This window comes from Cytobacillus luteolus (assembly GCF_017873715.1).
Lineage (GTDB): Bacteria > Bacillota > Bacilli > Bacillales > Bacillaceae_L > Bacillus_BV > Bacillus_BV luteola.
In genome coordinates this window covers 119,011-132,085 of sequence record NZ_JAGGKM010000004.1, presented here as the reverse complement: position 1 = coordinate 132,085, position 13,075 = coordinate 119,011, and the positions used below count along the sequence as shown (strand labels likewise).

The window sequence follows — 13,075 nt, the reverse complement described above, 5'->3', positions numbered from 1 at the left end:
AATGAGAAGAAAGACAAAAATGATTCATGGTGGAATCGTTGGTGATGAACTGACTGGAGCGGTATCTACACCGATTTATCAAGTTAGTACGTATCGTCAGGAAGCCGTAGGTAAATTTAAAGGATATGAATATTCTAGAACAGGCAATCCAACACGTCATGCCTTAGAGGAATTAATCAAAGATCTTGAAGAAGGAACCTCCGGCTTCGCATTTGGTTCAGGAATGGCAGCAATTACTGCAGTAATGATGCTATTTGATAGTGGTGATCATGTAATCTTAACAGACGATGTCTATGGTGGTACGTACCGAGTGATGACAAAGGTTCTAAATCGCCTTGGAATTGACTCTACATTTGTTGACACAAGCAATCTGGAAACAATTGAGCAGGCAATTCGTGAAAATACTAGAGCAATCTACATTGAAACTCCTACAAATCCATTACTGAAAATCACAGATATAGAGGGCGCAGCAAAAATTGCGAAAAAGCATAATCTATTAACAATTGTAGACAACACCTTTAGCACACCTTACTGGCAAACTCCAATTACACTTGGGGCAGATATAGTTCTTCATAGTGCCACAAAATATATCGGTGGACATAGTGATGTTGTAGCTGGTTTAGTTGTTGTAAATTCAAAAGAACTAGCTGCAGACTTACATTTTGTTCAAAACTCCACGGGTGGAGTACTTGGACCTCAAGATTCTTGGTTATTAATCCGTGGTATTCGTACCCTAGGAATTCGTATGGAGGAGACGGAGCACAACACTGTTAGAATTGTTGAATTTCTATCAAATCATAAAGCCGTTAAAAAAGTCTACTATCCAGGACTTTCAAATCATCCGAACCATGATATTGCGAAAAAGCAAGGAGGCGGATTTGGAGGAATGGTTTCCTTTGATGTAGGCAGTGAAGAAAATGCTGATAAATTATTAGCTAGTGTAAAATATTTCACTCTTGCAGAAAGCTTAGGAGCTGTTGAAAGTTTAATCTCAGTTCCTGCAAGAATGACACATGCCTCAATTCCAGCAGAACGTCGTGCTGAGTTAGGAATTACGGATGGACTCATTCGAATTTCAGTAGGACTTGAGGATGCTGAAGACTTAATTGAAGACTTGGCTCACGCACTTTCTAGCATTTAAAAACGATTGCTCGACCCTTCCTAAATAGTGAAGGGTCTTAGTTTTTTGGTTTTATTTACATGAATACGAATCTACTAGCCTATGATATAGTTTTAATAGCTATAAAGAAACGAGGTGCAGTAGTGGATAAAAACAAAGTAAAGGTAATTCAAGGGAAGGTAACAGATTATACGCAGTTTGGCTTTATCTTACTGGCAGTTAGTGTGTTTCTTTACATTGGTATATTGATCCCATCTGAAGGAGTTCACTCTTTGCAGACAAATCTATTAATGGGTGCTACCGTATTATTTCTAATTCTTTCATTCTACTTTTTTCGAAAAGTAATTAAATATAAGCAAATGTTAAATTCAGAAGAGCAACAGTAGATCCTTTCCTAATTAAATTAGGGAAGGATTTTTTTGTTTTATACACTCTACTGTTGATTTCTGCTGCAGGCACTCGCTTTCCGCGGGTGGTCCGTGAGCCTCCTCGTCGCTTTGCGCCTGCGGGGTCTCACATTGACACACTTCTCCCGCAGGAGTCTCGTGCCTGCAGCAGAAATCAACATAGTGAGTAAACTAACATAAGTTGAAACACAGCCAATAATATAAATTTTACCTTTTTTTAGTAAAAGGGGTTTACATTGGTAATTGTTTTGGATATAATTACCTCTGTAATAATAATTCATTGAAGGAGGTCGAGTAACGTGATTAATAAAGCTGGTATGAAAAAAGGTTCTAAAATTGCATATGTAACAATCTATTCGACCGCCATGGTAATGAATTAATTGCACTTATTTATTTAATTTGCATTCATGCCACAGTGACGAATAGTGTCTCTGTGGCTTTTTTATGCCTATTTATGCCACAGTACATTATACAACTGTGGCTTTTTTGTGCCCAAATTTAAAGGAGGTGATATATATGACACTAAATCTATTTTTTCTAACGATTTCTGTAAATAAGAGAAAAAGAACAATTGAAGAAATTCAGCACGAACAAAATGTGCAAAAAATGTATGATGAAATGAAAGACCGCCAAATCACAATGTTTTATACAAATTAATTAAAATTTATTTTTAAAAAACGAGAGGAGAATCAGGATGATTATAATTACTACGATTGAAACCAACAATAAAAAATTTATACCGAACTTCTATAAAAGAGAGGAAACAGTAGATTATGACATTTCATTTATTCTTTTTAACAATTACTTTGGAGAAACGTGCTCCTAAAACGGTTGATCGTGAAGCTTTTATGCGAGAAATTGAAGGGAAAAGAACAAACCCATCAGCCCAAGATGATTTCAATTTAGGTTTATATTCATATTTAGAAAGGTGGTAAAGAGTATGTATTATAAAGTAAATATTATTCTTAATTGGCTATTTGTGGAGAAAGATTCCACCTAACAACATGATAGGAGGATTATCAGATGTTATCGTTACATGTATTACTATTAACCATAATTTTTGAGAAAAAAGAAACTAAGTCTAAAAAGGCTTAATAATGTATAACAAAGCGCCTGAGAAATCAGGCGCTTTGCTTTTGACCTGTTCTTCACAAAGTTGACAATTTATAGTAACAGAACGTTCAAAGTCGCCTACCATTTTTACTGTAAAAAAGTGATAAATTATAAGTAAGAAAAGTATTACTTAGGTAATCATGGAGGTGGCAAACATGTTCTCAATCGTAATGGGGCTTGTTATAACTGTATCTATCGCACTTATTATCGGAACAGAAATTAGTGCAGAGGCTTAAAATACTAACATTAAAAAACACAGTGAATCTTCACTGTGTTTTTGTTTCCTCTTAAATTCTTCGCTTCTCTTTTTCTGCTCTATAAAACTCATGAAACATCTTCATTAATGCACGTTTTTCTATTCTTGATACATAGCTCCTAGATATCCCTAATTCCTTAGCGATTTCTCTTTGTGTTTTTTCTTTTTTCAAATCAAGCCCAAATCTTCCCACAATGACTTCCTTTTCCCTACCGTCTAGAATATCGATATACTCCTTAATCTTTTCAAGTTCCATATTAAGTTGAATTGTTTCGATAACATCTTCTGCTTCGGATTTGAGAACATCAATTAAGCTAATCTCATTTCCCTCTTTATCCTGGCCAATTGGATCATGTAAAGATACATCTTTCTTTGTTTTTTTCAATGCTCGCAGATGCATTAAGATCTCATTTTCTATACACCTCGCAGCATAGGTGGCTAGTTTAGTCCCTTTACCTTCAGAGTAACTTTCTATGGCCTTAATTAAGCCAATTGTACCGATTGAAATGAGATCTTCTGTATCTTCCCCAGTGTTTTCAAACTTTTTTACAATATGGGCGACTAATCTGAGGTTATGCTCAATTAGTAAGTTACGAGCGTGTTCGTCACCCTCTGCCATTAAACGTAAGTATTTTTTTTCATCAGAACTTGATAGGGGTTGTGGAAAGGCATTGTTTTTTACATAGGAGACTAAAAATAGTAATTCCTTAATGAAATATCCGAGCGTAGTTAATAATGCTGACATTCCTTCACCTCCACATTAGTAAAAAACTTGCTTTTTTAGTACGGGAAAGAATAGGCAAATACCTATTAATTCATTCTTATGTACGAGGAAGCTTGTTTGTGTCTGTACCTATAAAAAAATGAATAACATTTCGTTTTTGTATTTCTTAATTTATTTGTCAAATTGTTCATAGTCCGTTCCTTTCCGCTGCAGGCACTTGCTTTCCGCGGGGAATTATGAAAAAGCCCAACTGTCGGCTTTTTCAAGAGCGAATTCCCATCGGGGAGGAAGTCAAGCCTCCTCGACGTTCCGTCTGCGGGGTCTCGACCTTTCCTCTATCTCCCGCAGGAGTCAAGTGCCTTCCGCTTCAATCCACTCTTAATTACTATATAAGTTGATTCAGGATACGGACCATTTTTTTCATTAAAACTGTGTATTCGCCCTTACGTTGTACAGATTGTTGAATAGGTTATTTATATAGGGGAAATATCATTATTTCTAAAGTTGAAGGAGGCTTTTAACATGCCATACGGATATTATCCATACGGAGGGTATGGTTATCCAGCTTATGGTCCAACTGGCTATGGATATGGTGGTCGTGGATATGGCTTTGGATTGATTGTAGTACTCCTAATACTATTACTCGTATTAGGCGGAGGCTACTATTACTATAATTATTACGGAAAGTAGTTCTTTAACAGTCAGCTTACAAACAATCTGTTTGTCAGCTGACTATTTTTAAGATGATTAAATTGTAGAAATATTTTAAAATTACCTTTATAATAATATTTAGGTTATCTAAATAATTTTGTATTACATACCATGCTTAACCATGAGAGGAGAAAAACAATGACTACTGCTACATACCAACAAACATGGGATTTAGACGTATTTTTTGAAGGAGGAAGCAATTCCCCACAATTTGCTGCTCATCTTGAGGAATTACAAACTGAATTAGAAAGCTTTTCTAATTTAGTACAAGACTTTGCTGTTCCAACCAATGCGAATGATAAAGAAGCGTTATCATCTATAATCTCTGCTTTCGTAGTGGTTGGAAGTAAGCTTCGTCAAGCTGGGGCATTTGTCGGCTGCCTTCAAGCACAGGACACCACTGATAAAAAAGCAAATTCACTTCGTGGTAAAGTTACACAAGTTAGTGCAGCCTTTCAAACCGTATTAACTACATTTGACCAAAAACTTGTTTCAATCGATCAACCTGTTTTTGAAGCGTTATTAAGCGAAGAGCCATTTCAAGAAATTTCGTATGTATTAAATGAGCGCAGAAATCGTGCGAAAGAAAAATTATCAACTGAACAAGAAGCATTAATCAATAGCCTTGGAATTGATGGCTATCATGCTTGGGGTCAATTTTATGATACGATTGTAGGTAATCTTAAGATTCCATTTGAAGAAAATGGTGAAGTTAAGGAATTATCTGCGGGTCAAGCTCATAATAAGTTTTCTAATAAAGACCGAAATGTACGAAAAACTGTATTTGAAAGCTGGGAAAAAGCATGGGGCGAACAATCTGATTATTTTGCTGCTTCTTTAAACCATTTAGCTGGATTCCGTTTAAATGTATATAAGCAAAGAAACTGGGACGAAGTATTAAAAGAGCCATTAGATATTAATAGAATGTCTCAACAAACATTGGATACAATGTGGAAAGTAATCTCAGACAATAAAGCTCCGTTTGTTGAATATTTAAATCGTAAAGCTAAAATTCTAGGACTTGAGAAATTAAGCTGGTTTGACCTAGATGCGCCAATTAGTAAAACGGAAAGTTCAGTTACGTATCAAGAGGGTGCAGAATTTATCCTAGAGCAATTTAGTCATTTTGGACCTGAACTTACAGAGTTTACGAAGAAAGCTTTTGAAGACCGTTGGATTGAAGCAGAAGATCGTGTTGGGAAAAGACCAGGTGGATTCTGCACAAGTTTCCCAGAAAGTGACCAATCTCGTATCTTTATGACTTTCTCAGGAACACCATCAAATGTATCAACTCTAGCTCATGAGTTGGGTCATGCATTCCATCAACATGCGATGAAAGGCGTACACACATTAAATCGTAGCTATGCAATGAACGTGGCTGAAACTGCCTCAACTTTTGCAGAAATGATTGTTGCTGATGCATCTGTTAAAAATGCAAAGAGTGAAGATGAAAGACTTGCTCTACTAGAAGATAAGATTCAACGAAGTGTAGCATTCTATATGAACATACACGCTCGTTTTATCTTTGAAACTTCGTTCTATGAAGAACGCAAACAAGGAATTGTAAGTTCTGAACGTCTAAATGAATTAATGGAAAATGCACAAAGAACAGCTTATTGTGATGCACTAGATCAATATCACCCATCATTCTGGGCTTCAAAAATGCATTTCTATATCACAGGCGTTCCTTTCTATAACTTCCCGTATACGTTTGGCTACCTATTCTCACTAGGTATCTATGCTAAAGCACTTGAAGAAGGTACAGATTACGAAGAAAAATACATTGCACTATTAAAAGACACTGCTAGCATGACAGTCGAAGACCTAGCCCAAAAACACCTAGGAGTAGACCTAACCCAACCAGAATTCTGGGACAAAGCAGTCAAACTATCAATAAAAGACGTAGAAGAATTCTTATCACTCACAAACTAATTACGGAAAGCACTTATCTTAAGTTGATAAGTGCTTTTTTTATATGGCTAATTAAAGTCAATGTTAATTTTAACACTATGTTGATTTCAGCCGAAGGCACAAGACTCCTGCGGGAGCAGCGCGTCAAAGTGAGACCCCGCAGGAGCAACGCGACGAGGAGGCTCACGGACCGTCCGCGGAAAGCGAGTGCCTTCGGCTAAAATCAACAAGTAAGTGTGAAACCTACATATATAAAAAGGGGTATCAATTATACAGCCAATGAAATAATAATAGTAGACATCCAAGCTAAGTGTTATAATAGCACTCGTGGAAAAGTATACCTATCTGATTCAAGCCCTGTAGGAGGAAGATTCATTGCTTACATATGTTTATCGTTTCCTAATCGAATTAACAAATAACCGTTTCGTCTCCAATGCTCTAAAAAAGTTTGCTCAATCAAAATACAGTTCGTTTATCATACCTTCATTTGCATCCACCTATAAAATTAACCAAGATGAAATGGAAGGCACGTTGGATAACTATAATACCTTACATAGCTTTTTTATTCGAAAGCTTAAAGAAGGAAACAGACCAGTAGACCAATCATTAGACTCCATAGTAAGTCCGGTTGATGCTGTATTTGAAAAACATGGACTAATCACTGAAAAAAATATAATTGAAGTGAAAGCTAAACCCTATTCCGCTCGCGAGATGTTAGGAGATGACAACGCACTGCAAAAGTACATTGGTGGTACATTTGTCCTTCTCTATTTAAGTCCAAGTCACTACCATAGAATTCATAGCCCAACAACAGGAGTAATAACGAATCAATGGACTCTTGGTACCAAATCCTATCCGGTCAACAAACTAGGGTTAAAGTACGGAAAAGACCCTCTATCGAAAAATTATCGAACGATCACTGAGGTAAAGCAACCGGGTGGCCAGCATATGGCGATTGTAAAAGTGGGTGCGATGTTTGTAAATAGTATTGAAACAACTCATAAAAATGAGGCATTATCAAAAGGTGAAGAAATTGCGTATTTTACATTTGGATCAACAGTTGTTTTATTATTTGAAAAGAACAGTTTTCAGCCTTTAGCTACTCTAAAAGAGGGAACAGAAGTCAAAGTAGGAGAAAAGATTGGAACTATAAAAGAGCAATAAAAAAGAGCCAGTAAGTGGCTCTTTAAGATGATACTCTAATTCTATGTGATAAAGATCTACGTTTAATTTCTGTCTCAATCAAAAGGATGAAATCACTGCTCAGTCTTAATTCTCTTGCTTTAAAATATGATTCGATTAACAATTCATCAGATAATTTTCTCATAATGGCCTGCCACTTTTGGCAAGTCACCTCCTAAAATAATTATTGATATTAAAGGGGTAAATAAGTTCTAAAATCTATATAATGTAAATACAATAGTAGGTTATGTCATGCTTGTACCCTTACTCTATCATGAATAAACGTATAGAACAATCGTTCTGTTATCCACAGAAAAAAGTGGATAACCTGTTGATATGTTGTTGGTAAATCTTAGAAAACTATAATTATCAATATGGAAAATGTGTATAAGTTTATCCACAAGTGTTGAAACGGAAGGACTTTTGTCGAAAAATTTTTGTATTTTGTTAAAAATTCTTCTATTTTAGCCGAATATTGTCATATTTTTTGAAAGATATGAGTATTTTCGATATGATGTAATGCAGAATTACTAATAAAAAGACGAGGGTGTGTAACACAAGTGTTAAAACTATTTCTACCGGATGAACATGTGAAGAGTGTATTTGAAATATCACCTAAAAGCTTAGTGGAGCGTGGCATAAAAGGAATTATTACAGACTTAGATAACACATTAGTAGAGTGGGATCGTCCGAATGCTACGCCTAAGCTTATAAATTGGTTTAAAGAAATGAAAGATGAGGGAATCATGGTAACAATTGTTTCAAATAATAATGAGCAAAGGGTAAAGGACTTTTCTGATCCCCTAGAGATTCCCTTTATATTTGAAGCTAGAAAACCACTAATTCGTGCTTTTAAAAGGGCACAGATAAATATGAAACTAAAACCTGAAGAATTAGTTGTAATCGGTGACCAACTACTTACTGATGTTTTAGGAGGTAACCGAACTGGACTACACACAATATTAGTTGTACCTGTGGCACAAACAGATGGTTTTTTTACGAGAATAAATCGCAGAGTAGAACGCAGATTGCTGTCGTGGATGAAGCGTAAAGGTATGTTATATTGGGAGGAATAAAATTGGAATTACAGGATTATTCTTGTGTTGGATGTGGAATTAACATTCAAACTGAAGATAAAGAAGGAATTGGTTATGCACCTAAATCGGCATTAGAGAAAGATCAAATTATTTGTCAAAGGTGTTTTCGGTTAAAGCATTATAATGAAATTCAAGATGTACCATTAAATGATGATGACTTTTTAAAAATATTAAATGGTCTTGGTAATACTGATTCATTAATTGTGAAAATAGTTGATATATTTGACTTTAATGGTAGTTGGTTGCCTGGGTTACATCGATTTGTAGGTAAAAATAATATTATTCTCGTAGGGAATAAAGTAGATCTATTACCAAAATCAGTGAAACACAATAAGCTGATCAACTGGATGAAGCAATCCTCAAAGGAACTAGGTTTAAATCCTGTGGATGTGTATTTAGTTAGTGCTGCAAAAGGACAAGGGATTACAGAAATTGCAGAAGCAATTGAGCGCCATAGAAATGGAAAAGATGTGTATGTTGTTGGTTGTACGAATGTTGGGAAATCAACATTTATTAACCGTATCATTAAACAGTTTAGTGGTGAAGATGACGTTATTACAACCTCTCACTTCCCTGGCACAACTTTAGATTTGATTGAAATTCCCCTTGATAATGGGGCTGCATTAATAGATACACCAGGCATTATTAATCACCATCAAATGGCACATTATGTAGGGAAACAAGACTTAAAAACGATTACTCCCAAAAAAGAAATTAAGCCAAAGGTATTTCAGCTAAATGAAGGACAAAGTCTCTTTTTCGGTGGGTTGGCACGATTTGATTTTGTAAGCGGTGGAAGACAGTCATTTGTTTGCCATTTATCAAATGAATTAACCATACATCGTACAAAGCTTGAGAAGGCGGATGAATTATATGAGAACCATGTGGGTGAGCTATTAAGTCCTCCTAGAAAAGATGAACTTGAAGGTTTCCCGAAGTTGGTAGCACATGAATTCATGATTAAGGAAGCGAAAACAGATATCGTTTTTTCTGGCTTAGGATGGGTAACTGTGAATGAGCCGAACGTTAAAATTATTGCTCATGTTCCTAAGGGTGTAGGTGTAGTTATTCGAAAATCATTAATATAGATAATTAGTAGTAGGTGGGGAAAATGTCAAAGCTATACGGTTTACTTGGGTGCCCTGTCAGCCATTCGATGTCACCGGCAATGCATAATGATTTATTTTTACATTATAAATTGAATTATTATTATCATGCATTTCATGTGGAAAATGAGGATTTAGAAATGGCTGTAAATGGTCTAAGAGCATTAGGAGTCAGTGGATTTAATGTTACCATACCTCATAAAATAGCAATAATTAAGTATTTAGATGGAATTGACGGTGTTGCAGCTAATATTGGAGCTGTTAATACAGTTGTAAATATCGATGGGAAACTTAAAGGCTATAATACAGATGGAGATGGATTTATAAAATCATTAGAATCATGTGTAGATGGTCTTTTACAAAACAAAAAGATCCTTATTATTGGTGCTGGTGGTGCTGCTAGGGCCATTTTGTTCTCACTAGAGGCTATTGACGTCCATGCTATAGATGTGTGTAATCGAACACTTTCTAGTGCATTACAATTAATTGCTGAGTGCTCTTATAAACTAAGTGGTTCTGGTATTTCCATTATAGATGCTGAAAATCGTCTAAATGAGTATGATATAATCATAAACACTACTTCTGTTGGAATGTACCCTAACTTAGAAGAAATTCCTATTTCATTAACTAATTTATCACCGAGTACGATTGTTAGTGATATAATCTATAATCCCCTTGAAACAAAGTTATTATTGGAGGCAAAACGAAAAGGATCGATAACGCTAAATGGAATTGGTATGTTTGTGAATCAAGGAGCATTGGCATTTGAAAAGTGGACAGGCATCTTTCCCGATACAAGGCGGATGGAAGAGCTTGTTATTAACAAACTAGGAGGACATGCAGAATGTTAACAGGTAAGCAAAAAAGATTTTTACGCTCTAAAGCACACCATCTGGACCCAATCTTTCAGGTCGGGAAGGGTGGGGTCAATGAGAATATGATTAAGCAAATTGACGACGTCCTTGAGGCACGAGAGCTTATTAAAGTAAGTGTGTTACAGAATTGTGAGGAAGATAAAAACTCAGTTGCCGAATCTTTGAGCAAGGGTGCAAAAGCTGAGTTAGTTCAGATTATCGGAAATACAATTGTATTATATAAGGAATCTAGAGAGAATAAGCAGCTAGTTTTACCTAGGTAATAAGTAAATGGGGGGAAATGGATGAAACGCATTGGAATCCTGGGAGGCACATTTGACCCACCCCATAATGGGCATTTATTGATGGCAAATGAAGTTCTATTTAACTTAGGTCTTGAAGAAATATGGTTCATGCCTACTAATATACCTCCACATAAAAAATATGAGCAACATATTACAAATGAGGATAGGCTTAAGTTGCTATCATTAGCAATATCGGATCATCCTCATTTTATGTTACAAAGGATTGAATTAGACCGCGAAGGTCCATCCTATACATATGACACGATGAAGATACTGAAAGAAAGGTATCCTGATAATAACTATTATTTTATTATTGGTGGGGATATGGTTGAATATTTACCTCATTGGTACAGGATTAATGATTTAGTGGAGATTGTTCAATTTGTTGGTGTTAAACGACCAGGATTTGCGGTTAACTCAAATTATAATGTGATTGAGGTGACTGTTCCACAATTTGAAGTGTCCTCCTCAGAAATTAGGAGTAGAATTGTGAAAGGTCAAACGACGAGGTATTTACTGCCAGAAAAAGTAGAACAATATATTGAGGAGAAAAATTTGTATGGAACGAAAAGAGGCTCTTGAAATTGTTCGAAAGCAGCTTACTGAACATAGATACACTCATACGATTGGAGTTATGGAAACAGCAATAGCTCTAGCAAAACGATACGGTGTAGACGAAAAAAAAGCTGAAATATCAGCCATTTTTCATGACTATGCAAAATTTCGACCTAAGGACGAAATGAGAAATATCATATCTGAACAAAAAATGGAAAAAGACTTATTAGACTTTAATAGTGAGCTTTGGCATGCTCCAGTTGGTGCTTATCTTGTAAAGACTGAGGTAGGTATAGAAGACGAAGAGATATTAAATGCGATAAAGTTTCATACTTCAGGCCGAGTAAACATGGCGCCATTAGAAAAAGTGATTTACCTAGCCGATTATATAGAGCCAGGGCGTCACTTTCCGGGTATAGATGAAGTACGAGAGTTGGCTAAAATAAGTTTAAATAAAGCACTAATTCAATCTTTAATAAACTCAATTCAGTTTCTGATGAAAAAAAACCAAGCCATTTATCCAGATACATTTTTAACATATAATGCACTGGTTAATGAAGAAAAGGGAGGCTATCTCTAAATGACAGAAAGAGAAATCTTATCGATTGCAGTTAAAGCAGCTGATGATAAAAGGGCAGAAGATATACTTGCACTAAATATGAAAGGGTTATCCTTAGTAGCAGATTATTTCCTGATTTGCCACGGTAACTCTGAAAAACAAGTACAAGCAATCGCACGAGAGATAAAGGAAAAGGCACTAGAAAGTGGTCTTAATGTAAAGCGTTTAGAAGGTTTTGAAGAGGCAAGATGGATCCTTATTGATTTAGGTGATGTAGTTGCACATGTATTCCATAAAGAAGAAAGAGGCTATTATAAGCTCGAAAAATTATGGGGCGATGCACCAAGCGAAAATATTGAAAAAGAGCTTAGTCAATGAGTTATCAGCAATTCGCTTACCTTTACGATGAACTAATGAAGGATATTGATTATAATCAATGGATATCCTTCGTAAAGGAAAGTCTACCAGGAGAGTTCACCTCAAAATCGAAGCTTCGTGTACTAGATCTTGCATGTGGAACAGGAGAATTGTCTGTTCGCCTTGCAGATGAGGGATATGAGGTAACTGGGGTGGACCTTTCAGAGGAAATGCTAGCAGTCGCTCATGAGAAAGCTATGGAAAAAGGGAAGAAGATTACCTTTTATCAACAGAATATGATGGAACTAGAAGGATACGAAAAATTCGATGTTATTCTATGTTTTTGTGACTCCTTAAACTATTTAGGCTCAAGTGATGACGTGAAAAAGACTTTTCAGAGTGTATTTAATCAGTTAGAGGATGGAGGGTTATTTCTTTTTGATGTTCACTCTATCTATAAGATGAATCATATCTTTGCTGATCAGACTTTTGTGAGTAATGCTGATGACATTAGCTTTATTTGGAACTGTTATCAAGGTGAGTTTGAAAATAGTGTTGAACATGATCTATCATTCTTTGTGAAAAAAGAAAATGGTAATGAATATGTTAGGTATGATGAAGTTCATTATCAACGAACGTTTGAACTATCTGACTACCAAAAATGGTTAGAAGCAGCAGGATTCACGCTTATTAACATTTCATCGGATTTTCAACACACCATCGCTGAGCAACCTGAGCGAGTTTTCTTTTCACTAAAAAAATAAACCAGAAAAACCTTTTTGTGGTTTTTCTGGCTTTTACGATTTTTTCAAAGAGGA

Annotated in this window: 17 protein-coding genes; 15 read left to right on the top strand and 2 right to left on the bottom strand. The window is 35.7% G+C overall.

Annotation, left to right across the window (positions count from 1 at the left end; translation table 11 throughout):
- Position 1: 1 nt before the first annotated feature.
- The 4 genes from J2Z26_RS12720 (at position 2) to J2Z26_RS12705 (ending at position 2,462) form a co-directional block, all read left to right on the top strand.
- Positions 2 to 1,141: a bifunctional cystathionine gamma-lyase/homocysteine desulfhydrase gene (locus tag J2Z26_RS12720; protein ID WP_193535530.1), complete on the top strand. Its 1,140-nt coding sequence runs from the start codon at positions 2 to 4 to the stop codon at positions 1,139 to 1,141.
- 59 nt (positions 1,142 to 1,200) lie between these two features.
- Positions 1,201 to 1,506 (top strand): YrhC family protein, encoded by a 306-nt coding sequence (locus J2Z26_RS12715; protein ID WP_193535529.1) that lies wholly within the window; start codon positions 1,201 to 1,203, stop codon positions 1,504 to 1,506.
- Between the two features lie 537 nt (positions 1,507 to 2,043).
- The gene (locus J2Z26_RS12710) at positions 2,044 to 2,184 is read left to right on the top strand and encodes a YrzI family small protein (protein ID WP_193535528.1); all 141 of its coding nucleotides are present in this window, start codon (positions 2,044 to 2,046) and stop codon (positions 2,182 to 2,184) included.
- A gap of 116 nt (positions 2,185 to 2,300) precedes the next feature.
- Positions 2,301 to 2,462 carry a YrzI family small protein gene (locus tag J2Z26_RS12705; RefSeq protein ID WP_193535527.1) on the top strand — a complete coding sequence of 54 codons (162 nt, stop codon included), beginning with the start codon at positions 2,301 to 2,303 and terminating at the stop codon, positions 2,460 to 2,462.
- Between the two features lie 465 nt (positions 2,463 to 2,927).
- Here J2Z26_RS12705 and sigK read toward each other — a convergent pair whose 3' ends face one another.
- On the bottom strand, positions 2,928 to 3,641 hold the full coding sequence (gene sigK, locus J2Z26_RS12700) for an RNA polymerase sporulation sigma factor SigK (protein WP_193469802.1): 714 nt from the start codon (positions 3,639 to 3,641) through the stop codon (positions 2,928 to 2,930).
- Positions 3,642 to 4,142: 501 nt separating this feature from the next.
- On the opposite strand from sigK, the gene J2Z26_RS12695 reads away from it, so the two are divergent.
- From J2Z26_RS12695 to J2Z26_RS12685, 3 genes are all read left to right on the top strand, one after another.
- The gene (locus J2Z26_RS12695) at positions 4,143 to 4,310 is read left to right on the top strand and encodes a hypothetical protein (RefSeq protein WP_193535526.1); all 168 of its coding nucleotides are present in this window, start codon (positions 4,143 to 4,145) and stop codon (positions 4,308 to 4,310) included.
- Between the two features lie 159 nt (positions 4,311 to 4,469).
- Positions 4,470 to 6,263 carry a M3 family oligoendopeptidase gene (locus J2Z26_RS12690; RefSeq protein WP_193535525.1) on the top strand — a complete coding sequence of 598 codons (1,794 nt, stop codon included), beginning with the start codon at positions 4,470 to 4,472 and terminating at the stop codon, positions 6,261 to 6,263.
- Positions 6,264 to 6,617: 354 nt separating this feature from the next.
- The gene (locus J2Z26_RS12685; RefSeq protein WP_193535524.1) at positions 6,618 to 7,406 is read left to right on the top strand and encodes a phosphatidylserine decarboxylase; all 789 of its coding nucleotides are present in this window, start codon (positions 6,618 to 6,620) and stop codon (positions 7,404 to 7,406) included.
- Between the two features lie 22 nt (positions 7,407 to 7,428).
- Here J2Z26_RS12685 and sda read toward each other — a convergent pair whose 3' ends face one another.
- Positions 7,429 to 7,569 (bottom strand): sporulation histidine kinase inhibitor Sda, encoded by a 141-nt coding sequence (gene sda, locus J2Z26_RS12680; RefSeq protein ID WP_193469795.1) that lies wholly within the window; start codon positions 7,567 to 7,569, stop codon positions 7,429 to 7,431.
- 415 nt (positions 7,570 to 7,984) lie between these two features.
- Here sda and J2Z26_RS12675 point away from each other — a divergent pair, with 415 nt between their 5' ends.
- Genes J2Z26_RS12675 through J2Z26_RS12640 form a run of 8 tightly spaced genes read left to right on the top strand, consistent with a single transcriptional unit; the run spans position 7,985 to position 13,021 of the window.
- Positions 7,985 to 8,500 (top strand): YqeG family HAD IIIA-type phosphatase, encoded by a 516-nt coding sequence (locus tag J2Z26_RS12675; protein WP_193535523.1) that lies wholly within the window; start codon positions 7,985 to 7,987, stop codon positions 8,498 to 8,500.
- Between the two features lie 2 nt (positions 8,501 to 8,502).
- Positions 8,503 to 9,609 carry a ribosome biogenesis GTPase YqeH gene (gene yqeH, locus J2Z26_RS12670; protein ID WP_193535522.1) on the top strand — a complete coding sequence of 369 codons (1,107 nt, stop codon included), beginning with the start codon at positions 8,503 to 8,505 and terminating at the stop codon, positions 9,607 to 9,609.
- Between the two features lie 23 nt (positions 9,610 to 9,632).
- Positions 9,633 to 10,478 (top strand): shikimate dehydrogenase, encoded by an 846-nt coding sequence (gene aroE / locus J2Z26_RS12665; RefSeq protein WP_193535521.1) that lies wholly within the window; start codon positions 9,633 to 9,635, stop codon positions 10,476 to 10,478.
- Positions 10,472 to 10,765, top strand: coding sequence for a ribosome assembly RNA-binding protein YhbY (yhbY, locus tag J2Z26_RS12660; RefSeq protein ID WP_193535520.1), 294 nt, complete (start codon positions 10,472 to 10,474; stop codon positions 10,763 to 10,765). The genes aroE and yhbY overlap by 7 nt, the downstream gene beginning before the upstream one ends.
- 21 nt (positions 10,766 to 10,786) lie before the next feature.
- The gene (locus J2Z26_RS12655; protein ID WP_193535519.1) at positions 10,787 to 11,368 is read left to right on the top strand and encodes a nicotinate-nucleotide adenylyltransferase; all 582 of its coding nucleotides are present in this window, start codon (positions 10,787 to 10,789) and stop codon (positions 11,366 to 11,368) included.
- Entirely contained in the window at positions 11,346 to 11,921 is a 576-nt protein-coding gene (yqeK, locus tag J2Z26_RS12650) for a bis(5'-nucleosyl)-tetraphosphatase (symmetrical) YqeK (protein WP_193535518.1), read from the top strand. The genes J2Z26_RS12655 and yqeK overlap by 23 nt, the downstream gene beginning before the upstream one ends.
- Positions 11,922 to 12,278 (top strand): ribosome silencing factor, encoded by a 357-nt coding sequence (gene rsfS, locus J2Z26_RS12645; protein WP_193535517.1) that lies wholly within the window; start codon positions 11,922 to 11,924, stop codon positions 12,276 to 12,278.
- Positions 12,275 to 13,021 carry a class I SAM-dependent DNA methyltransferase gene (locus tag J2Z26_RS12640; RefSeq protein WP_193535516.1) on the top strand — a complete coding sequence of 249 codons (747 nt, stop codon included), beginning with the start codon at positions 12,275 to 12,277 and terminating at the stop codon, positions 13,019 to 13,021. Before rsfS ends, J2Z26_RS12640 begins: the two co-directional genes overlap by 4 nt.
- Positions 13,022 to 13,075 lie beyond the last annotated feature (54 nt).

Coding starts and splice junctions, on each gene's coding strand:
- J2Z26_RS12720 (WP_193535530.1), top strand. CDS start 2: ATGAGAAGAAAGACAAAAATGATTCATGGTGGAATCGTTGGTGATGAA.
- J2Z26_RS12715 (WP_193535529.1), top strand. CDS start 1,201: ATGAATACGAATCTACTAGCCTATGATATAGTTTTAATAGCTATAAAG.
- J2Z26_RS12710 (WP_193535528.1), top strand. CDS start 2,044: ATGACACTAAATCTATTTTTTCTAACGATTTCTGTAAATAAGAGAAAA.
- J2Z26_RS12705 (WP_193535527.1), top strand. CDS start 2,301: ATGACATTTCATTTATTCTTTTTAACAATTACTTTGGAGAAACGTGCT.
- sigK (WP_193469802.1), bottom strand. CDS start 3,641: ATGTCAGCATTATTAACTACGCTCGGATATTTCATTAAGGAATTACTA.
- J2Z26_RS12695 (WP_193535526.1), top strand. CDS start 4,143: ATGCCATACGGATATTATCCATACGGAGGGTATGGTTATCCAGCTTAT.
- J2Z26_RS12690 (WP_193535525.1), top strand. CDS start 4,470: ATGACTACTGCTACATACCAACAAACATGGGATTTAGACGTATTTTTT.
- sda (WP_193469795.1), bottom strand. CDS start 7,569: ATGAGAAAATTATCTGATGAATTGTTAATCGAATCATATTTTAAAGCA.
- aroE (WP_193535521.1), top strand. CDS start 9,633: ATGTCAAAGCTATACGGTTTACTTGGGTGCCCTGTCAGCCATTCGATG.
- yhbY (WP_193535520.1), top strand. CDS start 10,472: ATGTTAACAGGTAAGCAAAAAAGATTTTTACGCTCTAAAGCACACCAT.
- J2Z26_RS12655 (WP_193535519.1), top strand. CDS start 10,787: ATGAAACGCATTGGAATCCTGGGAGGCACATTTGACCCACCCCATAAT.
- yqeK (WP_193535518.1), top strand. CDS start 11,346: ATGGAACGAAAAGAGGCTCTTGAAATTGTTCGAAAGCAGCTTACTGAA.
- rsfS (WP_193535517.1), top strand. CDS start 11,922: ATGACAGAAAGAGAAATCTTATCGATTGCAGTTAAAGCAGCTGATGAT.
- J2Z26_RS12640 (WP_193535516.1), top strand. CDS start 12,275: ATGAGTTATCAGCAATTCGCTTACCTTTACGATGAACTAATGAAGGAT.